At 74.3% G+C, this 25,999-nt stretch carries 20 protein-coding genes and 1 pseudogene; 8 read left to right on the forward strand and 13 right to left on the reverse strand.

Features of this window, described 5'->3' with window-relative positions; all coding sequences use genetic code 11:
- Window positions 1-2: 2 nt before the first annotated feature.
- Window positions 3-2,987 carry a hypothetical protein gene (locus tag OHA34_RS10320; protein WP_329521473.1) on the forward strand — a complete coding sequence of 995 codons (2,985 nt, stop codon included), beginning with the start codon at window positions 3-5 and terminating at the stop codon, window positions 2,985-2,987.
- Here OHA34_RS10320 and OHA34_RS10325 read toward each other — a convergent pair.
- Both OHA34_RS10325 and OHA34_RS10330 read right to left on the reverse strand, forming a co-directional pair.
- Window positions 2,968-4,113 (reverse strand): hypothetical protein, encoded by a 1,146-nt coding sequence (locus OHA34_RS10325; protein WP_329521474.1) that lies wholly within the window; start codon window positions 4,111-4,113, stop codon window positions 2,968-2,970. The two genes, OHA34_RS10320 and OHA34_RS10325, sit on opposite strands and share 20 nt — an antisense overlap.
- A gap of 71 nt (window positions 4,114-4,184) precedes the next feature.
- Window positions 4,185-4,643: a winged helix-turn-helix transcriptional regulator gene (locus tag OHA34_RS10330; protein ID WP_285940883.1), complete on the reverse strand. Its 459-nt coding sequence runs from the start codon at window positions 4,641-4,643 to the stop codon at window positions 4,185-4,187.
- Between the two features lie 174 nt (window positions 4,644-4,817).
- Here OHA34_RS10330 and OHA34_RS38465 point away from each other — a divergent pair.
- Window positions 4,818-5,357 (forward strand): annotated as a pseudogene (locus OHA34_RS38465) (MFS transporter); the annotation flags it as partial.
- A 573-nt stretch (window positions 5,358-5,930) separates the two neighbouring features.
- On the opposite strand, the gene OHA34_RS38470 reads toward OHA34_RS38465, so the two are convergent.
- Together OHA34_RS38470 and OHA34_RS10340 are read right to left on the reverse strand one after the other, a co-directional pair.
- Window positions 5,931-6,581 (reverse strand): DUF6461 domain-containing protein, encoded by a 651-nt coding sequence (locus tag OHA34_RS38470; protein WP_285940887.1) that lies wholly within the window; start codon window positions 6,579-6,581, stop codon window positions 5,931-5,933.
- 126 nt (window positions 6,582-6,707) lie between these two features.
- Entirely contained in the window at window positions 6,708-10,967 is a 4,260-nt protein-coding gene (locus OHA34_RS10340) for a S8 family serine peptidase (RefSeq protein WP_329521476.1), read from the reverse strand.
- A 142-nt stretch (window positions 10,968-11,109) separates the two neighbouring features.
- Between OHA34_RS10340 and OHA34_RS10345 the strand changes: the two genes are divergently transcribed.
- Complete coding sequence (locus OHA34_RS10345; protein WP_285940889.1) at window positions 11,110-12,087, forward strand: helix-turn-helix domain-containing protein; 978 nt, start codon at window positions 11,110-11,112, stop codon at window positions 12,085-12,087.
- An 880-nt stretch (window positions 12,088-12,967) separates the two neighbouring features.
- Here OHA34_RS10345 and OHA34_RS10350 read toward each other — a convergent pair.
- From OHA34_RS10350 to OHA34_RS10360, 3 genes are all read right to left on the reverse strand, one after another.
- A complete protein-coding gene (locus OHA34_RS10350; RefSeq protein ID WP_285940890.1) occupies window positions 12,968-13,273 on the reverse strand; it encodes a DUF3817 domain-containing protein in 306 nt (101 codons plus the stop codon).
- Window positions 13,274-13,418: 145 nt separating this feature from the next.
- Window positions 13,419-13,775, reverse strand: coding sequence for a hypothetical protein (locus OHA34_RS10355; RefSeq protein ID WP_329521477.1), 357 nt, complete (start codon window positions 13,773-13,775; stop codon window positions 13,419-13,421).
- A gap of 65 nt (window positions 13,776-13,840) precedes the next feature.
- On the reverse strand, window positions 13,841-15,127 hold the full coding sequence (locus tag OHA34_RS10360) for a citrate/2-methylcitrate synthase (RefSeq protein ID WP_329521478.1): 1,287 nt from the start codon (window positions 15,125-15,127) through the stop codon (window positions 13,841-13,843).
- A gap of 66 nt (window positions 15,128-15,193) precedes the next feature.
- Here OHA34_RS10360 and OHA34_RS10365 point away from each other — a divergent pair, with 66 nt between their 5' ends.
- The 5 genes from OHA34_RS10365 to OHA34_RS10385 all read left to right on the forward strand — a co-directional run bounded on the left by OHA34_RS10365 (window position 15,194) and on the right by OHA34_RS10385 (window position 21,901).
- Window positions 15,194-16,450, forward strand: a complete 1,257-nt coding sequence (locus OHA34_RS10365; protein ID WP_329521479.1) for a homocitrate synthase/isopropylmalate synthase family protein — start codon at window positions 15,194-15,196, stop codon at window positions 16,448-16,450.
- A gap of 99 nt (window positions 16,451-16,549) precedes the next feature.
- Window positions 16,550-17,932: an SWIM zinc finger family protein gene (locus OHA34_RS10370; RefSeq protein WP_329521480.1), complete on the forward strand. Its 1,383-nt coding sequence runs from the start codon at window positions 16,550-16,552 to the stop codon at window positions 17,930-17,932.
- Entirely contained in the window at window positions 17,929-20,583 is a 2,655-nt protein-coding gene (locus OHA34_RS10375) for a DUF7824 domain-containing protein (protein WP_329521481.1), read from the forward strand. Before OHA34_RS10370 ends, OHA34_RS10375 begins: the two co-directional genes overlap by 4 nt.
- A gap of 119 nt (window positions 20,584-20,702) precedes the next feature.
- Window positions 20,703-21,245: a methylated-DNA--[protein]-cysteine S-methyltransferase gene (locus OHA34_RS10380; RefSeq protein ID WP_285940896.1), complete on the forward strand. Its 543-nt coding sequence runs from the start codon at window positions 20,703-20,705 to the stop codon at window positions 21,243-21,245.
- Window positions 21,246-21,304: 59 nt separating this feature from the next.
- Window positions 21,305-21,901, forward strand: a complete 597-nt coding sequence (locus OHA34_RS10385; RefSeq protein ID WP_329521482.1) for a TetR/AcrR family transcriptional regulator — start codon at window positions 21,305-21,307, stop codon at window positions 21,899-21,901.
- 49 nt (window positions 21,902-21,950) lie between these two features.
- Here OHA34_RS10385 and OHA34_RS10390 read toward each other — a convergent pair whose 3' ends face one another.
- The 6 genes from OHA34_RS10390 to OHA34_RS10415 all read right to left on the reverse strand — a co-directional run bounded on the left by OHA34_RS10390 (window position 21,951) and on the right by OHA34_RS10415 (window position 25,901).
- A complete protein-coding gene (locus OHA34_RS10390) occupies window positions 21,951-22,868 on the reverse strand; it encodes an oxidoreductase (RefSeq protein WP_329521483.1) in 918 nt (305 codons plus the stop codon).
- Between the two features lie 148 nt (window positions 22,869-23,016).
- Complete coding sequence (locus tag OHA34_RS10395; RefSeq protein ID WP_285940899.1) at window positions 23,017-23,505, reverse strand: glutathione peroxidase; 489 nt, start codon at window positions 23,503-23,505, stop codon at window positions 23,017-23,019.
- Window positions 23,506-23,606: 101 nt separating this feature from the next.
- Window positions 23,607-23,762 carry a hypothetical protein gene (locus tag OHA34_RS10400; RefSeq protein WP_285940900.1) on the reverse strand — a complete coding sequence of 52 codons (156 nt, stop codon included), beginning with the start codon at window positions 23,760-23,762 and terminating at the stop codon, window positions 23,607-23,609.
- A gap of 176 nt (window positions 23,763-23,938) precedes the next feature.
- Window positions 23,939-24,094: a hypothetical protein gene (locus OHA34_RS10405; protein ID WP_285940901.1), complete on the reverse strand. Its 156-nt coding sequence runs from the start codon at window positions 24,092-24,094 to the stop codon at window positions 23,939-23,941.
- Window positions 24,095-24,393: 299 nt separating this feature from the next.
- Entirely contained in the window at window positions 24,394-24,708 is a 315-nt protein-coding gene (locus OHA34_RS10410) for a hypothetical protein (protein WP_285940902.1), read from the reverse strand.
- A gap of 59 nt (window positions 24,709-24,767) precedes the next feature.
- Window positions 24,768-25,901, reverse strand: a complete 1,134-nt coding sequence (locus OHA34_RS10415; protein ID WP_329521484.1) for an LCP family protein — start codon at window positions 25,899-25,901, stop codon at window positions 24,768-24,770.
- Between the last annotated feature and the right edge of the window lie 98 nt (window positions 25,902-25,999).

Genomic DNA, 25,999 nt, shown 5'->3' on the forward strand with positions numbered 1-25,999 from the left:
TCATGAAGCTGCGAGGGCGCACGGTCGTGCTGTACGGGGACTTCTGGGAGATCGAGAGGGAGTCGGCGCTACGGCGGCTCGAGGCGCTCGGCGCGCGGGTGGCGGACGAGGCGACCGAGGAGACCGATCTCATCGTTCTCGCCCCGGGCGCAAGGGGGCCCATTCCCCGCACCGACGCGATGCTCCGCACGCCGTACCTGGATGAAGACGCTCTGATCGGCATGCTGGAGCGGGAAGAGGCCGTCGCTCCTCCGGCCGCGGCGCCTCCTCGGCCGTTCCTGTCGGCATCAGAGCTGGCAGGGGCGCAGGGTTCCAGCGCGGTGCGGGAGCTCCTGGACGGGGCCGACTGGTCGGCCTTCACGCCCGAGCGCGACGTCCCGCCGCTGCGCGCCCGGCTGGCCGGGCTGGAGCGCGACGAGGGGGTGACCGGCGCCCACCGGCTGGCCACGCGGCGGCTGATCGACGCCGGTGTGGCGCGGCTCCTGCATCCGTACGGCCACGACACCGAGATCGTCGCCCACGCGATGAGCCCGGACGGCCGCCACCTGGCCACCGGCAGCTGGGTCGGCGACGACTACGACGCGGGCGGCGTCCTCCAGATCTGGGAGGTCGCCACCGGCCGGTGCGTCAACGCCGTGCGCCGCATCGAGGGCGGCGTCGGGTGGCCCGGCCACGAGCGCACGATCCAGTGGTCCGCCGACTCGTCCCGCATCGCCATGGCCCACTCCACCAACAGCGTGGGGGTCTGGACCTTCGAGGGCGAGTTCCTCGCCGCCATCGACGTGTCGAACGGCAACTCGCGCCCGTCGGAATTCGCGCTCTCCCCCGACGGGCGCAGCGTCTACTACCACTGCGGCACCAACGGCGACGGCAGGCTCCAGGGCTGCGTCGTCCCTCTGGACCGGGGCTGGTTGCGGTGGCTGCCCGACCACGTGGAGACCGATCACCCGTACCTGATGGCGCGCCGAACGCCCGAGGCCGTGCGGGACGGCTTCGCGGAGCGCGAAACGCGCGACGGCGACTGGAAGGTCGGGCAGTGGATCGACGACCCGGTGTGGTCGCCCGACGGCAGCCGGCTGTTCGGGGCCAACGCCATCAGTGTGGACGCCGGGACTCGCGAGATCGTCTGGTACGCGCCCGGCACGTTCGCCCGGCTCAGTCCGGACGGCCGTCTCGTCGCCGCCGTGACTCCCCGCGGCCTGTTCCTGCGCGAGGCGTCCACCGGGCGGATCCGCTGCGGCCCCTTCGCGCTCGGCAAGCCCGTCTCGCTGCACTGGGCGCCCGGCCGCGCCGTCAACCGGCTGGCGGTCCTGACACCGCCCACCGGCACCGCCGAAACGGGAGGCGTGCACGTCTTCGACGGCGACCGCCTCGTCTTCAGCGCCCAGGTCCCGCACTCGGGCTGGGGAGGCCAGGAAGGCGACCACAACGCCTGGGCCTGGGCTCCCGGCGGGGAACGGGCCGCCTTCCTGACCATCGAGGGGTCCGCCGAGATCTGGTCGTTCGCCGACCCGGCGAACCCCCGGCTGATCCGGAGCGTGCTCGCCGGGGGCGCCGACACCGTGTACTGGGGCGCGGACGACACGCTGGTGGTGCTCGACGACGTGGTCATGCAGTTCGTCAAGGCCGAGACCGGCGAGGTCGTCGGGGACTTCTACTCCCTGTACGTCCCGCCGGGCCCGCGTCCGGTGGAGGGCGGGCTCGTCGAGGAGTTCGAGGGGCAGATCTTCGCGCTCGGCGAGGACACCTGGGCGATGACCCTCCAGCCGGACGCCGTGATCGCTCCGGAGGGCAGCGAGGACGAGCTGGACGCCCTCCTGGCCTGGGGAGTCGGGCGGCGCCACGCCTGGCCGGTGCGCTGGGGTGAACTTCGCGTGCTGCCCGACGCCCTCACCGCCGCCGCCGTCCTCGACTCCGAGGACGGCGGGATCCTCCGCGAATCCCGCGGGGAGCTGGAGGGGATGGACGGCGATGAGCCCGCGGAGTGGCCGCCTCCGAACACCGCGAGCGTGGCCGATCTGTTCGAGGCGGCGCGTGGTTCACTCGCCGGCCTCGACCGGTATAGCTGGGGCTCGCACATCGCGGATCACCTGCGGGCCGCCGCCCGGCTGCGCGCCCGACGCGGCGAGCCCGAGGCCGCGCTGATCCTGGTCGCCGACATTCCCGAACCGGCGGACCGCCTCGCGGCGGCGTCCGACGTCGCCGTGCTCCTCGCCCGGGCCGGGGACACCCGTTCCGCCCGCACCGCCTTCTCCCTCGCCCGATCGCTGTTTCCCTCGGTGGACCAGAAGATGTTTGACGCCGGCAGGGCGGCCTCGTTCGGCGCGGCCTGCCAGGCGCTGGGCGAAACGGGCACCGCCGAGCAGTGGTTCCAGCACGCCCGCGCGTCCATCACCATCGAGCCCAACCCGTGGCAAGACCACGTCGCGGTCATACACGCGATGCTGGAGTGCGGACGCGACGACCTCGTGCGCGCCCTCCTGGACGACCGCTCCGGGCATCCGAGCGGAAGCTTCTTCTCGGAGGCGGAGTGGCTGGTGTACCTGCTGCGCACCGGCCGCCTCGACCTGGCACGCGAGTTCCAGAGCCTGCCCGGCTGGGACGTCCCGTACGAGGTGCTGAGGGTCTTCGCCGAGCAGGGCCGGGCCGACCTGATGGAGACCTGGGGAGACCACGACTGGGCGGTCGGCGACGAGCTCGTCGAGCTGGCCCGCCGGAGCACGCCGCCGGTCCGGCCCTCGACGCCGACCGACCAGGACCTGCGGGGACTGGCCCGGCGCTACGCCGAGATCCAGGGAATACCGCACTCGCAGCGCGCGCACCCGATCGAGCGGCTGATCGAGCGCGCCGCGGAGTGCGGGCACATCTCCGCCGCACTGGACCTCCTGGAACTGCTGCCGGAGCGCGGCGACTTCAACGACCGTCCCTCGGCGGCGTTCGGCGCGATCTGGCTCCTCTGCACCGGATTCAACCGGCCTCCGTTCTAGAGGTGAGCGTGGACTCCTCGCAGGCACTCAGGGTGAGCAGGGCATCGTGCAGGTCCTGCTCGGCTCGACGGACCTCCTTCCGCGAGGTGTCCAACTTCTCGCGTCTCCGCTCGAGCAGGTACATCTGCGAGTAGCGGTGATCGTCGTCCCAGTCGTCGTCCGCCTCCAGCTCCCGGTGCCGCTCCTGATGAGCCCGCGCCTTTGCGCGGTGGAGCCGCACCGCTTCTTCGCTGGCGGTCAGCGCTTCTTTCGGTGCCCCCAGCACGAGCAGGCGGGCACCGAGGTTGTGCCAGACTCTCGCCTGGTAGGTGTCACGCTTACGGAACCGCAGCTTTCCCATCGCCTCGACGATGCACGCGCGCGCCTGCTCGGTCTGCCCGCTCCGGACGAGCCGGTCGCTGCACACGTCCAGGGTGTGGAGGAATCGCACCGTCGAGTCAGCCTGTCGCCACCAGGCCGCCATGACCTCGGCGCTCACCTCGGCGGCTTCGGCGACGCGGCCGACCGTGTCCAGGCAGTCCGCATAGGCCGTCAACGCGTGGATGAGCTCGAAGCTCGCCGATCCGGCCCCAGCATTCTGTAGCCGTCCGCGGGCCTTGGTCACCGCCTCGGCCGCGGACTCCACCGCCTCCTGGTCGCGGCCGAGCCTGGTGAGGAGCAGCGTCCGCCAGTAGCGCGCGTCCGGGGCCTGTGCCCGCGCGGACCGGTTGGATTTCGACAGCCGCAGGAGCTCCTCGACGACCTCGAGTGCTTCCTCCCACCGCTCGCACTCCATGAGGCTGCGGTGCAACGCGGCCAAGGCGCGGACGATCCGGTCGGTGAACAAGCCCGGTCGGGCGGCGGGCCCCGTCCGATAGACCACCAGTTCTTCCCGGCGAGCCAGGCCGGCGAGATCGTCCCATCCCAGCTCGGTCAGCCGCTCGGCGAGTCGGTCCAGCGACTCGGGCAAGGCGGTCGGCGTGGGCCACGTATCCGGGGATCGCCCACGCATCTGCCCGACCTGCTCGAGCTCGTTCCTCGCCCACCGCACGGTCTTGTCCGGCCGGGCAAGACCGCGGTAACGGGCTGAGTCCACTGGACGTTCGAGCATCGCAGGCTGAACCACTTCAGCGTCCAACTCGTTCATGCCCAAGGCATACCACCGGCGCGTGGGCGGCGGGGTTCCGGCGAGGTCTGGAGGCGCGGAGGGGCTGCTCTCTACCGGGTCTTCTGCACGTGGGTGGTTTCGGTGCCGAGGGGGGTGCCGTCGGCGCCGGCCGGCGCGATCTCCGGCACGCGGATGCCGTGCTGGTCGACAAGGGTGGAGTGGGTCTCGCCGGGGACGAAGGCGTGGCGCTCTCCCCACTGCCGCAGGGTGAGGATGACCGGGAAGAGATCGCGGCCGGCGTCGGTGAGCACGTATTCCTGACGGCGGCCCGATGGTGCGGTGCGCTGGGCGAGGAGCCCGTGAGCGGTGAGCTTGCGGAGGCGGTCGGTGAGGATGTTGCGGGCGATGCCGGTGCGCCGCTGGAACTCGGTGAACGACCGTGCCCCGTCCATCGCGTCGCGGACGACGAGAAGGCTCCACCTGTCGCCGACGAGGTCGAGCGTGCGGGCGACGGGGCATTCGGGGTCGGTCCAGTCGGGGTCCGGGGCGCGCGTGGTGGTGCGCGGCATGACACCTCCCAATGAGTTGCGGATTGAAACCATCATGCCGTACCGTCCAATTGGTTGCAATTTGCTACTGATTGGGATTGGGGTGCGATGGACGTGTGGCGGCGGTTGCTACTCGCGGTGGTGTGCGGTGTCGCGGTGGCGAGCATCTATGCCGCGCAGCCGGTTCTGGCGCCGATGGGACGGGATCTCGGTGTGCCGGCGGAACTCACCGGGTGGATCGTCGCGACCGGCCAGTTCGGCTACCTGGCAGGGCTGGTGCTGCTGGTGCCGCTCGGCGACGTGGTCGACAGGCGCCGGCTCATCGCCGTGCACCTGGCGCTCACCGCGGCGGGCATGATCCTGACGGCCTCGGCGTCGGCCGCGTGGGTGGCGTTCGCGGGGCTCGCGGCGGCCGGGGTGTTCGCGGTCGTGGTGCAGACCGCGGTGGCCTACGCCGCGTCGGTCTCGCCGCCTGCCGAACGCGGACGGAACATCGGTGTCGTGACCTCGGGCGTTGTGGTCGGCATCCTGGGCGCGCGGGCCGTCACCGGCACGCTCGCCGACGTGTGGGGCTGGCGGAGCGTCTATGCCGTCCTCGCGGTGCTGTCGCTCGGGCTCGCGGCCCTCGTCCTCGTCGTGCTGCCGTCGGAGGAGCGCCCCGACCGGCCTGCGGGGTACAGGCGGGCCGTCGCCTCGCTCGGCGGACTGTTCGGGCAGCGCATCGTCCTGACCCGCGGGCTCATCGCGTTCTTCTTGTTCGCATCGTTCGGAACCCTGTGGAGCGGGCTGTCGGTGTCGCTGGCGGACCCGCCATGGCAGCTCAGCGAAAGCCGGATCGGACTGTTCGGCATCGCCGGACTCGCCGGCGCACTCGGCGCGGCACGCGCGGGACGGTGGGCGGACGCGGGACGGACGGCCCCGGTCACCGGTCTCGCCCTCACCCTGCTCATCCTCGCGTGGGCGGCGATCGCGCAGTTGCCGTGGTCACTGTGGCTCCTCATCGTCGGAATCGTGGCCCTCGACTTCGCGGTCCAGGCCGTGCATGTGAGCAGCCAGCACCTGCTCACCGCCGCGCACCCGGATCGCACCAGCAGCGTCATCGGCGCGTACATGGTCTTCTACTCGCTCGGCTCCGCCCTCGGCGCAGCCGCGACCACCGCCGCCTTCACCGCCCACGGCTGGGCGGGCTCCAGTCTCCTCGGGGCCGGATTCGCGGCCTGCGCGCTGGCCGTCTGGGCGGCCGGCAGGCGACCCCGCGCGGTCCTGCCGAGTTCCGCCAGCCGGACCGTGCCGGTGGAGGTGTCCAGGTCAGTGGTCGGCGGCCGTGCCGCACAGGAAGACCGCGTCGTCGAGCATGGCCGCGGTCACGCGGACTCCGGTGAGCCGCTCGGCCAGGGCGAAAGCGGCCGTCGTGGTCGGGCCGACGTCCTCGCCGTCCGCCTCCAGGTCGAAACCGATCTGCCGCATGTCCTCAAGGAGGGCGTCCGGGGTGCTGCCGCCCCGGTGGCCGGCGAACAGGGGCTCGAAGTCCAGCCGGACGTCGCCGTCCTCGATCCAGAGGAAGCCGCCGAAGGCGTTGCCGCCGTTGTAGCGGTGCGAGACCAGCCGGGTCCCCGCCGAGACCGGCACCACGACCGAGGGGGTCACGCCCAGATGGCCGTTGACCTCCAGGGCCAGGGTCCAGTCCACGCCGTCCCCGGTCACCGCCGTCGCGCCGATGAACTGGACGTCGCCGTGATGCGGCTCGTCCCAGTACTGGAAGGAGAGGTCGGTGAACTCCTCGCCGAGCCTCAGGGCGTCGAACATGATCCGCGCACCGAGCCGGTCCATGAACTCCCGCGGGGTGATCCCGCGCACCAAGGTCAGGCAGTACGCCGAGAACAGGCCGTCGTCCTCCTCGGCACCGATCCACGCGTAGTCGGCCGCGACGGCCTCCGGCCGCCCGAGATCCTCTGACACAAGATCAGCTTACGGGCGCCCCGCACCCCGAGGACGGCCCGCCGGGCGATAGCGCGTTCGGCCTCACCTGCGTTCTCGACGGAGTCCAGAACGCAGGTGAGGCCGGCTGAGGTCGGTGCGCGGATGTCAGCGGAGGTGGAGGCGGTGGGCTCCTCCGTGCTGGGTCCCCGCGTACAGCCAGGCGCCGTCGGGGCTGAGCGCCAGTGAGGTGACCGAGGTGTTCTGTAGGTCGCCGGACAGGTTGGCCCACGTCCGGCCGCCGTCGGTGCTGCGGAGCACGCCGCGCCCGCCCTTGAGCAGTGCGGCGTCGCTATAGGCGCCCGCTGCGGCGTACAGGACGCGGGTGTCCGTCGGGGACGCGACCATGTCGGTCACCTTCATCGGCAGGCCGCCGGTACGGGCGGTACGGAAAGTGTGTCCGTTGTCGTCGCTGACACGGATGTCGGAGCCCGCCGCGACCACCACGCGCTTGGGCGAACGGGGGTCGGTGAAGACCTTCGTGACGCTCGCGCCGTCCACCTTGTGCAGGGTGTGGCCGCCGTCGTCCGACCGCCACAGCCCGCCGGCGCCGCCCAGCCAGAGCCGGTCGGGGTCGCGCGGGTCGCCTGCGACGGTGGTGAACACCTGGTCGTGCAGGAACTTGCGCCAGGTCGCGCCGCCGTCGGCGCTGGTGAACAGGCCGATGCCCTGCAGGGACTTGAACGGGATCACGATCCGGCGCGGGTCGGCGGGGTGGATCAGCAGGTCGAACGGGGTCTCCTGGGTCCGCACGAGCTGCTTCCAGGTGGCCCCGCCGTCCTGGCTGCGCTGGACGGTGAAGGTGTCCACCGACGGGACCGTGGTGATCTTCCAGACCTCGCGGGGATCGCGCGGCGACACCGCGAGCTGCCCGACCGCCGTGCCGAAGTGCGCCTCCTTCGCCGTCCCCCATTCGCGGGTGGCGGCGGTGACGGGGCCGGTGGGCAGCGCGGTCCGGTAGACGTCGTAGTCGGTGGCGGCGATGAGGGCCGGACGGCCGTCCGCGCCGGTCGCCACCGCGAGGTCGTGCGCGGTGGCGCCCTGGATGCCGGTGCGGGCGTAGCCGGCGCCGGCGTCGCGGGTGCCGAACAGGCCCGCACGCACCGACGAGAGCAGCACCTCGCGCTTGCCGCCGGGTGCCGTCCAGGACGCGAAGTCGGTCTCGACCGAGCCGGAGATCGGCTCCTTCCAGCGGGTCCAGGCGGCGCCGTGGTCCCGGCCGACGTGCTCCTCCCGGAGGGCGCCGACGTAGACGTCGCCGTCCACGATCTTCAGGCTCTGCGGGGTCCCGGACGGCAGCTCGTACAGCTCCTTCCAGGTCGCGCCGCCGTCGCGGGTGCCGCGCACCACGCCCGACACCCCGGTCGTGACGACCATCTCGGCGTCGCCGTGGACGAAGCCGGTGCCGCGTTCGGCGAGCGCGAGCCGGCCGGGGCCGGGGGCGTCGCCGGTGATGCCGGGGACCGTCCAGACCCCGTCGTAGGCGGCGGCGAAGAGCACCCCGCCGGAGATCGTCAGCCCGGCCGCGGGCCCGCTCCACGGCGCCGCCCGCGCCTGCCAGGTGGCGCCCCGGTCGCGGCTCACGTACAGCGCGTCGCCCGCGGCGGCGACCAGGATCGCGCCGGACGGGTCGACGGTGAGGGCCTCGACCGCGACGTCGGGGAAGTCGAGGGTCGTCCAGGTCCGGCCGCCGTCTTCGGTGCGCAGGATCCGGCCCTGGTAGGCGGGGTCGACCTGGCCGGTGAGCAGCGACCCGGAGGCCACCGCGTTCCACATCCGGCGGCCGTCGCGCGGGTCGACGACCAGCTTGCCGACGCCCGCGGCGGACGGGCCGACGGGGAGCCGGCGGCGCTGCGCCCAGGTCTGCCCGGCGTCGGTGGTCAGCCAGACGCCGGAGTCGCCGAACTGGGTCAGCGCGAGCTGGGCCGGCGCGGCCGGGGACGTGGCCAGGGCGCCCGAGCCGGAGTTGGGGCCGACGGGGTCCCAGTGCGCGCCGCGCGCCTCGGCCGGGGTGACCTCGAACGCGGCGGCGCCCGCGAGCGTCGTCCCTCCTGTGGCCGCCGCCGTGCGGGCGCGGGCCGCGACCCGGTACGTGCCGGCGGCCTCGCCGCGCAGCGGCGCCCGCCACCAGCTCCCGTGGTCGAGCCTGGTCGTGACCTCGGTCTTCCTCCCGTCCGGCGCGGTCACCGTGACGACGGGCGCGGCCTCCAGAGCGGCGGGGCTGTAGACGAACGCCTCGGACGCGCCGTCGCTCGGGTCCGGGGAGACGTACATGCGCAGATGGCGTGCCGGCAGCAGATACGGGACGCCTACCCGGGCCCCGCCGTCGGACTCGATCCACCCGGTGAGGTCGCTGTCACCGTCGGGGGTGCGGGCCGTGACCGTCACCGTGACGTCGGCTCTGCCGCCCGCCGGGACCGAGACGGTGCGCGGCGAGATCGTCACCGTGCCGTCCTCGCCCGCGTTCCGCGCGCGGAGCCTGGTGGTGACCCGCTTCGCGCCCGGATTGGACAGGTGGACGGTCCCGCTCGCGCGCACCGTGCCGCCGCCGAGGCCCGCGAGGCCGAGCGACAGGGTCGCCGGGAAGGCCGAGACCTTCACGTCGGCCGCCGCCGGGACGTCCAGCCGCCCGGCGCCCTGCTCGGACGGGGCGAGGCTGGGCAGCCGCCGGGCGCCGCCGGTGAGCGCGCCGCCGATCGCGGTGGCCGGGTGGCCCGGGTGGAGCTGGCGCAGCAGGGCCGCGGCGCCCGCGACGTGCGGGGCGGCCATGCTCGTCCCGGACATCCGCGCCGTGCCGTTCCCCGGGACGGTCGAGAGGATCCCGACGCCGGGCGCGACCAGGTCGGGCTTGGCGCCGAACCGTGCGGACGGCCCGCGCGCGCTGAAGTCGGCCAGCCGGTCGGTGGCGTCGTCGGACGCCAGCCGGAGCCGGACCGCCCCCTTGCCCAGCAGGCCGCGCAGGTGCGCGGTCTCGTACCCGTCGACGTCCAGGACGACGAGGCCGCCGAGACGCGCGCCGCCGGTCGCGTACCTGTCCTGGACGGGCGGGACGGGCCGCTCCCCTGCGAGCTGCGGCACCGGCACGCCGTCGGCGCCGAAGAGCGCGGCGCGGCCCTTGCGGCCCTCGATGTCGCGCGCGGCGGCCTCCCGGCCCGCCGCGCTCCCGCCGTGCAGGAGCACGATCTTTCCGCTCAGGTCCCCGAGCGCGTCGAGCTCCTCGGGGGTGCCCTTGCCGCCGTCCACGAGCGCGGCCTCCGCCGGGCGGGCGGACGGGTCGGCCGACAGCGTGTTCCGGTACGCCTGGAGCTTCTGCCGTCCGGGCTCCACCACGCTCAGCCGCGGCACCCGGACCCCGCTGGTGCTCGCGCCGACCGCGAGGACGCCCTCGGCGGCGGCGGGCGTCGCGACGGTCCCCGCCCCCGGGCCCTCGTTGCCCGCGGCGGCGACCACGACCGTCCCGGACCGCACCGCCGCCGACGCGGCCCGCCCGATCGGCTCGGTGCCGTCGCCCGGTGCGCCGAGGCTCATGTTGACCACGCCGGCGGGATGCGGGGAGGCCGGGTCCACGGCGGCCTCCAGCCCGGCGAGCACGCCGGACTCGGTGCCCCCGCCGCGCGCGTCCAGCACCTTGTAGGCGGTCAGCGTCGCCTTGGGCGCGACGCCCTGCACGCCGCCGTCGCCCGCGACGATCCCCGCGACGTGGGTGCCGTGCCCGTTGTCGTCCCTGGGGTCGCCGTCGCCGTTGACGAAGTCGTACCCGGCCACCACCTTGCGGCCCGCGCCGAAGCCGCCGCCGAGGTCGGGGTGGCCGTAGTCGACGCCGGTGTCGACCACCGCGACGGTCACGCCGTCACCGCGTGCGGCCCGCCCGTCCGGGGCCTTGCGCTTCCACACCTGCGCCGCGCCGGTCAGCTCGTTGCTCGCGGTGTCGGCGCGGCGCATCACCAGGTCGGGGTGCACCGCCACGACGCCGGGCAGCGCGGCGAGGGCCGCCCGGTCGCGCTGCCGGGCCCGCACCGCGACCCCGTTGAACAGCAGGGTGAACGAACGGGTCTCGGTCAGCCTGAGCCCGCGCGACTCGGCCGCCGCGAGCACGCCGCGCTGCGCGGTCCGCACCGCGCCGCGCCGCGCGGCGACGGCCCGCGCCGCCTGGGCGGTCCCGCCGTCGTCCCGCGCGGGCGGCGCGGTCACGGCCGGCGCGCCCGCCAGCTCGACGATCAGGTTCTCCTCGCGGTCCGCGCCGTCCGCCGCAGCGGGCGGGAGGACGGCGAGCGCAGGTCCGGCGGCGAGCAGGATCGCCGCCGCCGCGCGGCTCAGGCGGCGCGCGCCGCCGCGGCGGCGTCCGCTGGTGGTCCCGGGACGGGTCACTGGGGCTCCCTCTCGTCGGGTGTCCCCCCAGGTCCTACGCGACCTAGATCATCGCTGTCGACGCTTTCGACCGTCCGTCTGGTGACAACGGCACCTATGTGCCATCTACGGTGTTGATCACCTCAGCGGAGGAGGAGGGACCATGACCGGCTTCGACGACCCGCACCTGTTCGAGCCCATCGGGCTGTCGGCGGCCGACGAGGAGGTCTACCGGACGGTGCTCGCCGCCCCCGGCAGCACCACCGCCGAGCTGGCCGCCCGGCAGGGCCACCGCGCCGCGCGGACGTCCCGCGCGCTCAGCCGGCTGGAGGGGCACGGCCTGGTCACCCGCGCGTCCGGCACGCCGCGCCGCTGGGCCCCGGCCATGCCCGAGGCGGCCGTGGAGATCCTGATCAACCGGCGGATGGAGCAGCTCAACCGGCTGCGGCTGGCCACCGACGCGCTGATGGCGCAGTTCCGCGCGTCCGGGCAGGGCCGCGACCCGGGCGAGCTGGTCGAGATCGTCTCCGGCGCGGAGGCGTCCGCGCGGCGGTTCGCGCAGGTCCAGATGACGGTCGCCGAGGAGATGCTGGTGTTCGACCGGCCGCCGTACGTGCAGGCGGGCGGCAACCCCTGGCAGCGGCCGGTGCTGGCGCGCGGGGTGCGGTGGCGGGCCATCTACGCCCCCGAGTCGCTGGCGCCGCCGGGCGCGCCCGGCACCGTCCAGGAGCTGCGCGCGGCCGGGGAGGAGGCCCGGGTCCTGGCCGGGCTGCCGATGAAGCTGGTCATCGCCGACCGGCGGATCGCGCTGCTGCCGCTGGTCGCCGACGACGTGATCGGGCAGACGATCGTGGTGCACCCCTCCTCGCTGCTGGACTCGCTGGTCATGCTGTTCGAGGCGCTGTGGCAGCGGGCGATCCCGTTCGCCGAGCCGCCGCCCCCGGCGGCGGGCGGCCCGGCGGGTGAGGACCGCAAGCTGATCGAGCTGCTGGCCATGGGCCTCAAGGACGACGCGATCGCCCGGCAGCTCGGGCTGTCCACCCGCACCACCCGGCGCCGGATGAAGGCGCTCAGCGACGAGCTCGGCGCCCGCAACCGCTTCCAGGCCGGGATGGAGGCCGCCCGCCGCGGCTGGATCTGATCCGTCGGCGCGACCCCGCGCGGCGGTCCGGGACGGTCCGGGACGGGTCCGCGGCGGGACGACCTGCGGGGCTCATTCGGCCGAACCACCACACGCCGGGCAACGGCCCGGCAAAGTCAAGATCGCGATCACGATTCTTTGTTGACCTGGGTTTACGTGACCATGGCGCGCGGGTACTTACCGCAACGAGATCGTGACACTGGGTAAAGGAGAAACCCTCGGGCCGGCAAAGGCCCGGCTCCGGCGCCCGTCGAGGGGAGGATCGCGTGCACCCGACCGACCGCGTCCCCTTCTCCCTCGGCCCGGTCCGTACGGCCGAGGGCGTTCCCGGCCCGCCGCACCGCACCCCGCACCGCCCCCTGGGCTCCACGGTGCACGCGGCGGCGGCGGCGCGCGGAGACACACCTCGGGTCCTCGGCCGTACCGGGCCCGCCGGCCCGGACCCGCGCGTCCCCTCCCTCGCGCGGGTCCCGGGATCGCGACCGGCCTGCCGCCGCAGCGGCGCTGCGCGGCGGCAGGCCGCCCCGCCGCGGTTCCCGCGGCACTTCGACCATCACCGGGCGCCGATGCCGTACGCCCCCGCAGCATCGGCGTCCTTCACCACCGGGCCGGCGGCACCTTCGAGCAGTGCCGCCGGCCCGGCCTCCCCCTTCGACCCTCACCGTGCAGCGTTCCGGCGGAGGAAGGGGGGTGAGAGCAGCACCGACCCGATTCGGCGGAAGCCGACGCATCAGGGCGACCGGCACCACGTCCGACCCCCGTCCCGGTCGCCCGCACAGCAGTGAGGATCGCTGCGATGAGCCCGGCCCGTGGAGGCGTCCCCCTCCGCGGGCCGCGGCACGTCCGGTGCCGGGCGGCCGGTCCCTTCGCGGGAGGGACGTCAGGCGGTCGCGTTCGCGGTCTCGAGCGCCCGCGCCTCGCGGACGACCTTGCGCTCGACGAAGAAGGTCATGAACGGGATCACGCCGCCGAAGACGATCAGGACCATCCGGCCGAGCGTCCAACCGGTCCGCCGCCACAGGTCGTAGGAGATCACCAGGTAGACCATGTAGAGCAGGCCGTGCACGGGCGCGACGATGCCGGCCAGGGCGGGCTCGTCGGTCGGCCCGTACTTGAGCACCATGCCGACCACCAGGAGCACCAAGAGCGTCCCGACCACCAGGGCCAGGACTCGGTACCTGGTCACCGCCGCTTCCACAGATCACGCCTTTCGTCGGACGGCCGGACGGGCCGTTCAGCAGTACCGTTCGGCGGCGCGTCGCCGCCGTCTCGGAGCCGCGCCACCGCCGGGCGCGGGCCACGCCGGGGCCCGGACCGTGCCGGGCCGGGGTTCAGCCGCGGCTCTCGGCGTTGAGCCGGGCGAGGTACCGGTTGTACGCGGCGAGGGAGGGGTCCTCGGCCTCGTGCTGCCGGATGAGCTCGCGCTTGACCGCGGCCGCCGCGGGCTCCTCGATGACCTTGGGCGCCTGGCGGGTCTCGTCCCCGCTCAGCTCGTCCCGCATCATCTTGATCCACATCACGATCACGAAGATCGAGAAGATCGGCCATTCGAAGGTGTAGGCCCAGCTCCGGTCGTTGCCGGCCTGCGCTCGGTCGTACTGCCACCACCCGAAACCGAGGAAGGCGGCGCACAACACGATCGCCAGCGCATGGAGGCCCAGCCAGCCGGGAGTAAAGAACCGTCGCACGTCAACGAGCGTACCCCCGGTCACCGCGCGCCCACGCACACCCCCGGCTTAAGGCGGTCCGGCGCTTAAGGCGGTCCGGCGGACCCGGCCGGATCCGGGACGGGTCCGGTGTAGACGGCGCGCGGACGGATCTGGGCGTGCCGCGCGTACTCCTCCATGGCGTGGGCGAGCCACCCGGCGGTGCGCGCGACCGCGAAGAGCGCCTCGCCCGCGCCGGGGACCATGCCCGCGACCGCGCCGAGCGCGGCCAGCGCGAGGTCGATGTTGGGGGCGGGCAGGCGCCGGCGGACGGCCTCGTCCACGACGGCGTCGGCGACCGCGAGGCGTCCGTGATCCGGCGCCGCCGCCCTGATCAGGCCGAACAGGCGCGTGGCGCGGGCGTCGCCGGACTTGTAGACGGCGTGCCCGAAGCCGGGGACGCGCTCGCCCCCGCGCAGCCGCTCGCCGATCACGCGGGCCGCGTCGCCGGGGCCGCCGATCTCGCCGAGCAGGCGTTCGGCGCCGTAGGAGGCGCCGCCGTGCAGCGGGCCGCTCAGCACGCCGAGGCCGGACGCGACGACGGCGTACGGGTCGGCGCGCACGGACGCGGCCACCCGGGCGGCGAGCGTCGACGCGGCCAGCTCGTGATCGGCGAGCAGGACCATCGCCGCCTCCATCGCCCGCAGCAGGCCCGGTTCGGGCGGCCGGGGGCACAGCCGGGTCCACAGCCGCTCCGCCACCGAGCCCGAGGCCGGGACGGGCTCGGGTGCAGCCGGCGGGAGGGCCTCGACCAGGCCGGCGATGAGGGTCTGGGCGGTGGCGGTCACCGCGGGCGGGTCGAGAGGGAAGCGCACCGGGTCGGCGGTGGCCAGGGCGGCGGTGATCAGCTGGAGCCGGTCGAGCGGAAGCAGGTCGCGGGGCAGGCCGGCCTGCGCCGCGACCGCGACGGCCACGCCCTCGGCGGACGCGCGCCAGCCGTCCCCGGGGGGAGGGCCGCCGGTGTGCGGGGAGGGGGATGGAGAGGCCGCCGCGTCCGGTCCGGTCCAGAGCCAGCGGGCGACCTCCTCGAAGCCGCGCTCCCCCGCGAGGTCCAGCGCGTCGCGGCCACGGTAGAAGGGCCGGTCGGCCCCGAGCATGGTGATCGCCGACTCGATCGCGAGCTCGCCGGGGCCGGGCGGCCTGCGCGGCCTGCCGCGCCGCGCGAGCTCCTCGACCTGCGCGGCGTCGAAGAGGCTGCGCCGCCCGTCGGGCGCGTGCCTGCGGCGCAGCACGCCACGGCTCACGTACGCGTACAACGTGGCGGGTTTCACACCGAGCCGCTCGGCGGCGGCCGAGGCGCCGATCCACTCGCCCGCCTGGTCGTTCTCCGCCATCACGGCCCCCTGACATTGATTTTGATCAATATTGATACATGTGGATGCCGATGTCAATCTGTGGCCATGCCTCAGATCCATTTCCTCGATGTCACCAACCGCGACGGCGTGCAGACGGCCCGGACCGGGCTCTCCAAGTTCGGCAAGACGATGGTCAACTTCTACCTCGGCCGGCTCGGCGTGGCGCAGTCGGAGATCGGCTTCCCGTTCCTGTTCCACGAGGTCCCCTACGTGCGCGCGCAGGTGGCGCTGGCCGAGGCGGGCGCGTTCGGTCCGCTGCGGCTGTCGGGCTGGTGCCGCGGCGTGGTGCAGGACGTGGAACGGTCGCTGCCGCTCGGCCTGGCCCACTACAACCTGTCGATCTCGACGTCCGACTACATGATCGCCAACAAGTTCCGCGGCCGGCTGGACCGGGACGCGATCGTCCGCGAGATGGCCGCGGCGGTGCGCGCGGCCAAGGCGGGCGGGGCGCTGACCGTCGGCGTCAACGCCGAGGACGGCTCGCGGACGGACGAGGGGTTCCTCAAGGAGTTCGCGCTCGCCGCGCAGGAGGCGGGCGCCGACCGGGTGCGGTACTGCGACACGATCGGCGGCGACACCCCGGACCGGATCCGGGCCCGGTTCGCCGAGCTGGCCACGGCCGTCGGGATGCCGGTCGAGACGCACTGCCACAACGACCTCGGCCTCGCCGTCGCCAACTCGATCTCGGGGGCGCTCGGCGACCTGGAGGCCGGCCAGGACGCGTGGATCAACACCTGCGTCAACGGGATCGGCGAGCGCTCCGGCAACGCCGACCTGCTGTCGACGATCCTGGCGTTCCGGCACGGCTTCGGGCTGGAGGACCACCGCGGGGAGGGCGGCCCGGAGGCGGGCGGGGACGGCGGGATCGGCGATCCGATCGACCTGTCCTGGGCGCGGCGGTTCGCGCTGTGGGCGAGCTACGCGTTCGGGCAGCCGCTGCCGTACAACCAGGTCGGGGTGGGCCGCAACGCGTTCGCGCACGAGTCGGGCATCCACGCGGACGGGGCGCTGAAGGACCACGGCAACTACGAGCTGTACGACGAGGAGACGCTCGGCGCGTTCCCAGCCGACTGGCACGCGCGGCCGGGCCGGGTGGTGCTGACCGGGGAGTACGGCGGCAAGGCCGGGTTCCGGCACGTCATGGACGGCCTCGGGATCGAGCCCGCCGACCCGGACCTGGCGTTCACCCTCGTCCAGCTCTGCAACGCGATGACCGGCCGGCCGCTGACCGACGACGAACTGCGGCTGATCGGCGGATACCCGCGCGAGCTGGCGCTGCTCTTCCCCGGCCAGCTCGACTGATCCGTCCCCGGCCGCCGATCCCTGTCCCCGGCCGCCGATCCGTTGCCGGCCGCTGAGCGTTCCGCTGTTCTGTCGGCGGCGGGTCCTAGGTTCTGCCGCATGGCCAACACGGCGACAGCGGCAGGCCCTGCGCAGGGCTTCACCTACACGCGCCCCTCGGGGCTCACCGGCGGGCTTCTCGGCCTGTCCACCTCGGGGGGCACCACGTCCGCCGGGCCCGCGGCGCACCCGCGCTTCTTCAGCGGGCTCCTCACCCAGGCCGCGCCCGCCGCGGCGGCGATGCTCGCGCTGGCCGACGTCGCGCGGACCCGCTACTTCCAGCCGAGGCCGACGGGGTTCCGCGACCCGGTGGTCACGTGCAATGGCGACCGGCTCCGGATGGAGTCGTTCTCCGCGTGCTGCGGCGTCTACGCGCGGCTCGACGTGCTCCAGCCCGCGCTCGACGGCGAGGTGCACGAGCGCGGCACCACCAACGTCGACGTCAACGGGCCACTGCGCGAGGCGCTGGCGCGGGTGGGCGGCGCCGATCCGCTGCACCTGGCGGTCGGCGCCGACGAGCTCGCGGTCACCACGCTCGACGGCGCGGTGGTGGAGAAGAAGGTGCCGCTGCCCGACCGGTGGCTGCGCGGCTTCGCCGAGGTCCAGGTGATCACCGCCGGGTTCGATCCGCGCGCCGAGACGGCCGGTCCCGATGCCGTCCGGTTCCTGCGCGGGTTGCCCGGCGGCAGGAGCGGCGTGCGCGGGACGCTGTGGGCGGTCCCCGCCGGACGGTCCCTGCGCGTCACGTCCCGTCCGGTCCCCGGCGCGGTGTGCCTGCCGGGCCCCGACCGGCTGCGGACGATGCTGCCGCTGCTGCGCTTCGCCCGCGCGCTGCGCGTGTACGGCCCGGCCGTCCACCCCGGTAGCGGCCCGGTCTCCAGCGTCTGGGAGCTGGAGCTTCCCGGGATGCGGTACGTCCTGTCGCTGTCGCCCGAGCCGTCGCGCGGGTTCTCCGGGGAGGGCGCGGTGCTCGACGCGCTCGCCACCGACGAGGCGGCGGGCGACGCCGACCTGCTGGGGGCGCTGCTGTCGTTCGAGCCGCGCGTCGAGCCCGACCTGCTGGCCGAGCGCTCCGGCATCGGCCTCGCCCGCGTGAAGGCCGCGCTGACGCAGCTCGGCACGTCCGGGCGGGTCGGCTTCGACACCGCCGAGGCGGCGTTCTTCCACCGCGAGCTTCCCTACGACCCCTCGCGCGTGTCGGCCCTCAACCCGCGGCTTCGGTCGGCGCACGCGCTCGCCGACGGCGGGGCCGTGCGGTTCACCGGTGAGGGCGTGGCCGTGGTCCGCAGCAACGAGCAGGACCGGCATGTCCGTATCGACGGCGACCAGACGTCCTGCACGTGCCAATGGTGGATCGACCACCGGGGCGGGCGCGGCCCCTGCAAGCACGTCCTCGCCGCCCGTCTCGTCCAGCGCGCTGACCGGGGGGAAGAGCGCCGATGAGCGCATGGGATGAGGTCCGGGCCGGCATCGAGGCCGGCGACGCCCAGGGCGTCGGGGAGCTGGTCCGCGGGCTCGGCGACGACGCGCGCCGGGCCGTCGCCAAGGAGCTCCCGGCGTACCTGCGGGCCCGCGTGGCCGAGACCGGCCGGGGCGGGCTCGGCGACCGTGTGGCGCAGTCGCTGCTGGTCGCGGGGGCCTGCACCATCGGCGGCGCCGCGGCGGCGGCGACCTGGCTGTGCCGCTCCGACCTGCGCCCGTGGGGGCAGGGCCGGGACGAGCGGGCCGCCCTCCAGGTCCGCGAGGCCACCCGCGGCCGGCCCGCCGAGTGGCGCGCCGACGTCGCCCGCCGGGTCGCCGGGCGCATCCGTCCGTCCGGCGACCTCTGGGACTCGGGCCTGCTCTGGCACATCGCGGCGGAGCTGGCCCGCGAGGGCGGCTTCGAGCCCCCACTCTCGGACGGTTTCGTCTTCGGGTGGGTGGCGCTGGGCGGACCGCCCGTGCGGCTCCGCGACGACCCGTTCCTCGACGCGCTGCTCCCGAGGCTGTTCGAGGCCGACGGCGTGGGCACGGCGCTCACCAGCCCGGGAGCGGGCGTCGGGTCCCCCGCCTACTGGACGACCGAGCTGGCCGCGCTCGCGCGCGAAGGCCGCGTCGACCGCAAGGTGCTGCTGGACGGCTGCGTCAGCCGGTTCCTGCGCGGCGGCACCGCCCGTGAACTGCGCTCGTTCGTCCGGCTGCACGACGCGCTGGAGCCCACCGCCGACGAGGCCGCGGACCGGACCCGCGACCACGTGCGGCTCCTCCCGGCCGCGCCGCCGGTGGTGGCCGAGGCCGCGCTGCGCGAGGTGGTCCGCGCCGACGAGGCCGGACGGCTCGACGCCGGCCTGTTCGACGAGGCCGCGGGCGCGCTGCTGTTCCGTCCGGAGAAGAAGCTCCTGCGCGCCGCGCTGACCTGGCTGGGCCGCACGGCCCGCAGGCGCGACCGGGTCGGCGCGACGCTCCGCGCCGTGACCGTCCTGTTCGCCTCCGACGCGGCCGACCTGAGCGAACGCGCCGTGAAGCTGGCGGTGCGGTACGCGGCCGAGGCCGATGACGGCGTGCGGGAGGCCGTCCGCGACGCCGCGTCCGAGCTGCCGTCCGACCAGCGCGAGCTGATCGCGGCGGCGTTCGGCGCGGTCGCGGCGCCCGCCGTCCCGTCCAGCCCGTCCGGCCCGCCGCCGTTCGAGCCGCGCGAGCTGCCCGCGCCGATCGGCTCGGCGGCCGGGCTGACCGAGGAGTTCCTCGCCGCGCTGCACGGCGAGGACGACCGGCCCGGCATCGAGCGGCTGCTGGCCGGCCTGGTCGAGCTGGCCTACCGCGATCCGGACGGGACCCGCGGGGCGCTCGAGCGGGCCGCCCCCGACATCACGCCCTGGCTGGGGCACGGCGGGCAGATGAACTCGTACTCGCCGCGCGTGTGGGCGGCCTTCTGCGCGCAGGCGCTGCTCTCTGGGGCCCGGGTCAAGGTGTTCCACCCCGCGGCGGCGTTCCGCCGGGGCGACGCCTGGCTTCGCGACCGGCCTCGCGAGCCGCTCCTGCACCGGTTCCTGGTCTGGCGGATGCGCGAGATCGCGGGGGCGGTCGGACGGGTTCCGGCGCTGCTGGCGACCCCGACGGCGGCGAGCGGCCACGTCGATCCAGGGGAGCTCGTCGACCGCCTCGAACGGCTGGAGGCGGCGGGGGTCCGGCCCGGCGCCGCCGACCTCGCCCAGGCGCTGCTGCGCGTCCCGCGCGATGTCGACGCCGGGGCCGTGACGCGGGCCGGGCGCCTGTCCTCCAAGGAGGGACGGGCCGTGGCCTCCTGGCTTGCCGCGGGCGGGCTCGTCGATCCGGTCGTCGAGTGCGAGTCGCTGACACTGCCCCGCGCCGACGTCCCGCTTTCGGGGACGAACGAGCCGACCCACCAAACGTCCGTCCTGCCCACGGTCACCGTGCCGGACGGCGTGCCCCGTGACATCGCGCGGCTCTGGGGCCTCCCCGAGTCGGGGCCCTGGACGCACATCCCCCGGAGCCGCTTCTGGGGCAAGACCACCTGGTGGCCTGGGTCGCTGCCGTCCCACACCGAGGTCGCCGCGGCGCACCTGCTGCCGTACAGCCCCGAGTGGGGCGACGACCGCTCGGACCAGGGCGAGGTCCTGCTCGGGCTCGCCGAGACCGACGGTCCTACGGGGGCGGCCACCGCGACGGTGCTGGCGCACGGGCTGTCCTCGCGGCACACCGGTGACCGCGCCGGCGCCACCGACGCGCTCCTGGCGTTCTGCGGGCGCGGGCGGCTCCCGTCCGCCGAGCTCGGCGCCGCCGTCGCCATGCTCTCCGCACAGGGCACGGTCAAGATCAACCGGGTGACGCAGGCGCTCGGCGCCGCCGCCGAGGCCGGTGCGCACGGCGCCGTCCACACCGTCGTCGCCGCCGCACTGCCCGGCCTGCTGCCCGCACCGGGCGCACGCCCCGCGGCGGGGCTGGCCGATCTGCTCGCCCTGGGCACCCGCACGGCGGAGGCCACCGGCGCGCGCGGCGTCGTCGCGGGCCTGGCCGAGGTCGCCGGACGCGGCGGATCCGGCCGCCTGGCGAAGGAGGCCGGGCGGCTGCACCGGACGCTGGCTCCCGGCTGAGCGGCCTCTCCCCCGTCCTCACACGGGGCCGGTCCTGGCGCGCAACCGGGCCGTACCCGCCGGTGTTCGACCGGAGTGACGCACCGGCGTGCCAGGCTGGTCCGGCGAAAGGAGTCCTGATGACCGAAACCCTCGCCTTCGGCGCGGTCGACACCGTGCTCGGGCGGCTGCTGGTCGGCGCGACCGAGACCGGGGTCGCCATGCTCACGTTCCGCGACACCCCCGGGGCCCGCGACCGCGCGGCCAAGCGGACGGGCCTCCCCGTCGTCGCCGACCCGGCCCGGCTGGCCCCCGCGCTCGACCGGCTCACCGCCTACTTCGGCGGCGACGAGGGCCCGTTCGGCCTCCCGATCGACTGGCGGCTCACGGCAGAGGTGAACCGCCAGGTGCTGGCCACGCTCTACGCGTCTGTCCCGTACGGCAAGGTCGTGACCTACGGCCAGCTCGGCGACCGCAGCGGCACCGGCGTGCACGCCCAGGTCATCGGGCAGGTGATGGGCGGCAACCCGATCCCGCTCATCGTGCCGTGCCACCGCGTCGTCGCCTCCAACGGCCTCGGCGGCTACAGCGGCGGCACCGGCGTCGAGGTCAAGCGCTGGCTGCTCACCCTGGAGGGCGCGCTCCCCGCCACCCTCGACTGGGACCCCGCCCAGGGACCGTGACCGGTCCGGGCCGGCTCGGAGCACATGCCGACATTCCGTGGCGAACGTAGGATGGGCCGGTGCCGAGAATCTCCGAGCCCACGGTCGCCGCGCACCGCGCCCGCCAGCTTCGCACCCTCCTCGACACCGCCCGCGCGCTGGTGGCCGAGGAGGGCATCGAGGCGCTGTCGCTGGCCGCGCTCGCGCGCCGGGTCGGGCTGTCCCGGCCCAGCCTGTACGAGTACTTCCGGTCCAAGGACGATCTGGTCGCCGCCATCGTCGAGGAGGAGCTGCCGCGCTGGGCGTCGATGGTCGAGCGGACGCTGGCCGGACCCCCCGGCCTGGTCGCCAAGATCGACGCCTACGTCCGCGCGCAGCTGGAGCTGATGACCGACGGCCGGCACGCCGCCGCCGTGGCCCTGGTCGAGCACGCCCTGGCCGAACCGGCCCGCGAGCGGATCCGCGACGGGCACGCGCAGCTTCTGCGTCCCCTGGTCACCACACTCGCCGCCGAAGGCGTCGCCGATCCGGAGCTGCGCGCCGAGCTGGTCCAGGGCATCGTCGACGCCGCCGCCCGCATCGCCCAGCGCCGCCCGGCGGGCGCCGAGACCGTCATCCGCGCCGCGATCGCCCAGGCCGTCGGCGGCCTGACCCAGCCAGCGCCCGGCCACCGCTGAGCCGGCCGCCGGACGTCCCCGGGACGCCCGGTCAGCCCTGCGCGCGGACTCAGCCCTGCGCGGGGATCTCGTAGATGACGCCGGTGAGGTCCTCGGAGACCTGCCAGAGGCGGCGGCCCAGTTCCGGACGGGCGGCCTTCGGGGGCGTGGCGACCTTCACGGGGCTGCCGCGGTACTGGAAGAGGCGCGGCCCGTAGCAGGCGCCGTCCTGGACGTCGGGGGCGGTGGCGGCGTAGAGCGAGGGCAGGGCGCCCATGGCGGCCGACTGCGCGATCACCAGGTTGCCGAAGCCGGTCGCCCGTTCCATCAGCTTGCTGCCCTGCATCCTCGGGCCGGCCTGCTGGAGGTTGGTGGCGGCGAAGCCCGGGTGGGCGGCGACGCTGGTCAGCCCGGCGGCGCGGCGGGCGAGCTCCTTGGCGAACACCAGGTTGGCCAGCTTCGCCTGGGCGTAGGCGCCCCACTTCTGGTAGCGGCGCTCGCCCTGGAGGTCGTCGAACCGGAGCCGCCCGGTCCAGGCGAACCCGCTGGTGAGGGTGACGACGCGCGGCGCGGAGGCGGCACGGAGCGCCGGCATCAGCAGCCCGGTGAGCGCGAAGTGACCGAGGTGGTTGGTGCCGAGCTGCATCTCGAAGCCGTCGGCGGTGGTGCGGTGCGGCAGGGCCATGACGCCCGCGTTGTTGGCCAGGAGGTCGAGCGGGCGGCCCGCGTGCCGGCCCGCGAACTCGCGCACCGACGCCAGGTCGGCGAGGTCGAGGGAGTCGAGGACGAGGTCGCCGTCCGGGACGGCCGCCGCGATGCGGTCGCGGGCGGCCCGGCCGCGTTCGGCGCTGCGGCAGGCCAGCACGACCTCGGCGCCGTGCCGGGCGAGCTGCAACGCGGTGTGGTAGCCGAGGCCGCTGTTGGCGCCGGTGACGATGGCCCGCCGCCCGCGCAGGTCGGGGATGTCGTCTGCCGTCCAGCCGGGCATGCGCGCCTCCCGCGTCCTCGCTCGGAGCACTCAAGTTAGACGCATCGTCGAATGACGACAACCGCCCCGCCCGGCCCGGCGAGATCGCCCGCTGTGATCTGCGCCACGTCCGGCGGGACGCGCCCGGAGGCGCGGCCCGCGCGGCCGTTCAGGCGGGGAGGTGCCGCTCGATGGCGCCGACGACCTCGGCCGACTCGGGCTCGGTGGCCGGCGCGAAGCGCACCGCCACCGTCCCGTCGGGGGCGATCAGGAACTTCTCGAAGTTCCACCGGATGTCACCGGTGTGCCCCTCGGCGTCCGGCGTGCCGACCAGGCCCTGGTACAGGGCGTGCCGGGCGTCCCCGTTGACCTCGACCTTCTCGGTGAGCGGGAAGGTCACCCCGTAGGTCGCCGAGCAGAACTCGGCGATCTCGTCGGCGCTGCCCGGCTCCTGGCCGAGGAACTGGTTGCAGGGCACGCCGAGCACGGTGAAGCCGCGCCCGGCGTAGGTCTCCTGGAGGCGCTCCAGACCGGAGTACTGCGGGGTGAGACCGCACTTGGACGCGACGTTGACGACGAGAACGGCCTTGCCCCGGTACTGCGCCAGGTCCGCGCTTCCGCCGCGCAGACCCGCGATTTCTACGTCAAAGATGGACATCTCCCGATCTTAGGAGATCGGTGCTGCCCCACCCCGACCGGCACCGTGCCGGCACCGCCGGCTCCGGGGGACGGTCCCCGGAGCCCGCGGCCGGCCCGGGATCAGGTGCCCAAGGCGTTCACGAACGAGGCAAGCTGGTTGCCGGCGTTGGCAAGCTGGTCGAAGGCGTTGTTCACAACGCCCGCAGCGTCCCGTGGTGAACTCAACAAGTAGAAGATGACGAAGGCGATGGCAACGTAGCGGAGGTTCTTCTTCATCGGAACGCCGTCCCTGTAGTAGCCGCGCGACACACTGACCCGATCCAATTGTGCCCATCTCCGGGTCCTCGCAAAGCGCGATTTTACTGTGACGGCGAAGGAAGTTTCTGATCACCCCGGACGCGCGAGGGCCCCGCACCCGGGTCCAGGTACGGGGCCTGCGACGACTCCCCCGGTCAGGGGATCGCGCTCACGAACTGTGACATCGATTCGGCCGCGTTCCCGAGACCGCCCAGGGCGCTGTTGAAGAGGCTGGCCGCCGCCTCGGGCCTGCTGATGACGTACCAGGCCACGAAGGCGATCGTCGCCAGCTTCACATGCTTCTTGTTCACGTCCCCCACCCTCTGCGCTCAGTTGCCTACCTAGAGTGTTTCCCCAGGACGGGCAGGCGGAGATCAACAGGGCGCAAAGAGCCGGTCAGGCCGGACCCGGCCGGGCGCCGCCCCTGGCGGACGTGGCCTAGACCTGTCTCAAAGTGCCTCGGCCGTCGGCGAGCGCGTTATCTGGCGGGTGGGGCGAAGCCGGAGGCGAGCCCCACCGGCCAGATCGCGAAGCGATGTCGCGCTCGCCCAAGCCAGGTCGGCGTCCGAGCCGCCAGGCGAGGACGCCGGGCCGGGCTTTTAGAAACGGTCTAGGAGGCGGCGTCGGGGTCGGAGTCGGAGGCGCGCTCGCCGGTGAGGTAGTCGAGGTACACCGGGCGGAGGGCGTCGGCGAGCTCGCCCTCCCCCGCGTGCGTGAACTCCTGGAGGAGGGACAGACCGTGCAGCAGGTCGAACTCGGCCCGGTCGGTCTCACCGGTCGCGGCGGCGGCGGCCGGGATCGAGCGCAGCAGCTCCCAGAGGAAGGCCGCGTCGTGCCGGTCCCGGGCCAGCCGCACCGCCCGGTCGTGCAGCTCCCGGGACGACAGGTTCTCCAGCTCGGCGCCATCAGGCGTCACGTCGGACATACTTCGACTCTAACCGCGCGCCGGGGGACGCGCGCGCACCGCCGTCCCCCGCGCGCGGTTCAGTTGGTGACGACGTCCTTGGGGACCTCGGTGTCGCCCTTGAGCGCGCCGAAGAGCTGGGACGCCTTGGTCTTGTCCCAGGTGATGTACGAGCCCGCCGCCGCCGAGGAGCCGGTGCCCCCGATCGGGACGGTGGTCGTGACCCCGTCGCCGCCGGTGACGCCGCGCATGGCCCACATCATCCGTGCCAGGTCGTAGAGGTGGTCGCCGTCGTCGACGGTGAAGTTGCTGGTGGCGTTGAGCGCCATCGGGACACCGCGGAACGGGTTGAGCAGCACCCCCGGGCCCGCGGCCTTCTTCATCAGCGCGCCGAAGAACTGCCGCTGGTGCTCCACCCGGTCGAGGTCGGCGCGGGCGGACGCGCGGGTGCGGACGTAGCCGAGGGCCTGGCCGCCGGTCAGGTTCTGGCAGCCCGGCTGGAGGTTCAGGCCGGCCTTGTGGTCCTTCATCGGCTTCTTGACGCAGATCTCGACGCCGCCGATGGAGTCGACCACGCCGACGAAACCGCCGAAGCCGACCTCGGCGTAGTGGTCGATGTGCACGCCGGTGGCCTTCTCCAGGGTCTGCACCAGCAGCTTGGGCCCGCCGAACGCGAACGCGGCGTTGAGCTTGTTGGAGCCGTGCCCGGGGATCGGGACGTAGGAGTCGCGCGGCAGGCTGACCAGGGTGGTGCCGCCGCTGCCGTAGTGCATCAGCATCATCGAGTCGGTCCGGCGGCCGGCCGCCTGGCCGGTGGCGAACTGCTTGCGCTGGTCCTTGGTCAGCCCCTCACGGCTGTCGGACCCGACGATGAGCCAGTTCGTCCCGGGGGTGTCGGCGATCCGCCCGGTGTAGTCCTCCAGGACCGCCTCGCGCTTGAGCCGGGAGTCGAGGTAGAAGTAGCCGCCGACGACCACCACGAGCAGGACCGCCACCAGGGCCGCCAGCACCCGTGGCCAACGGCGCCGCCGGCGACGCGGGTAGGGGCGCTCGTGGCCGTGGGAGTCGCCCCCGTAGCCGCCGAGCTGGTCCCCCTCCTCGTACGAGTCCCGTTCGTAGGCGTGCGGGTGCTCCGCCGATGCGGAATCGTGCCTGCTTCGCGCCACGCGGTCGTCCTCCTGTCGTGCCCGGCCGTCCGGCCAGCCGTCGGTCATGCGTAGACCCTAGACAACCCAAGGGGCGGCGCGCGTCCATCCACCGCATGATTGTCCACAACTCCAAATCACCACGCTATGTGACAGACGCGGCACTC

The sequence above is a fragment of the Spirillospora sp. NBC_01491 genome (genome assembly GCF_036227065.1).
GTDB classification, from domain to species: Bacteria; Actinomycetota; Actinomycetes; order Streptosporangiales; family Streptosporangiaceae; genus Spirillospora; species Spirillospora xylanilytica.

What these genes read in the sequence shown, in the direction of transcription:
- OHA34_RS10415 (WP_329521484.1), bottom strand. Translation starts at nt 25,901, where the DNA reads ATGACCGACGGCTGGCCGGACGGCCGGGCACGACAGGAGGACGACCGC.
- OHA34_RS10395 (WP_285940899.1), bottom strand. Translation starts at nt 23,505, where the DNA reads ATGTCCATCTTTGACGTAGAAATCGCGGGTCTGCGCGGCGGAAGCGCG.
- OHA34_RS10400 (WP_285940900.1), bottom strand. Translation starts at nt 23,762, where the DNA reads ATGAAGAAGAACCTCCGCTACGTTGCCATCGCCTTCGTCATCTTCTAC.
- OHA34_RS10410 (WP_285940902.1), bottom strand. Translation starts at nt 24,708, where the DNA reads ATGTCCGACGTGACGCCTGATGGCGCCGAGCTGGAGAACCTGTCGTCC.
- OHA34_RS10370 (WP_329521480.1), top strand. Translation starts at nt 16,550, where the DNA reads ATGGCCAACACGGCGACAGCGGCAGGCCCTGCGCAGGGCTTCACCTAC.
- OHA34_RS10390 (WP_329521483.1), bottom strand. Translation starts at nt 22,868, where the DNA reads ATGCCCGGCTGGACGGCAGACGACATCCCCGACCTGCGCGGGCGGCGG.
- OHA34_RS10375 (WP_329521481.1), top strand. Translation starts at nt 17,929, where the DNA reads ATGAGCGCATGGGATGAGGTCCGGGCCGGCATCGAGGCCGGCGACGCC.
- OHA34_RS10380 (WP_285940896.1), top strand. Translation starts at nt 20,703, where the DNA reads ATGACCGAAACCCTCGCCTTCGGCGCGGTCGACACCGTGCTCGGGCGG.
- OHA34_RS10345 (WP_285940889.1), top strand. Translation starts at nt 11,110, where the DNA reads ATGACCGGCTTCGACGACCCGCACCTGTTCGAGCCCATCGGGCTGTCG.
- OHA34_RS10360 (WP_329521478.1), bottom strand. Translation starts at nt 15,127, where the DNA reads ATGGCGGAGAACGACCAGGCGGGCGAGTGGATCGGCGCCTCGGCCGCC.
- OHA34_RS10365 (WP_329521479.1), top strand. Translation starts at nt 15,194, where the DNA reads ATGCCTCAGATCCATTTCCTCGATGTCACCAACCGCGACGGCGTGCAG.
- OHA34_RS10330 (WP_285940883.1), bottom strand. Translation starts at nt 4,643, where the DNA reads ATGCCGCGCACCACCACGCGCGCCCCGGACCCCGACTGGACCGACCCC.
- OHA34_RS10325 (WP_329521474.1), bottom strand. Translation starts at nt 4,113, where the DNA reads ATGAACGAGTTGGACGCTGAAGTGGTTCAGCCTGCGATGCTCGAACGT.
- OHA34_RS10320 (WP_329521473.1), top strand. Translation starts at nt 3, where the DNA reads ATGAAGCTGCGAGGGCGCACGGTCGTGCTGTACGGGGACTTCTGGGAG.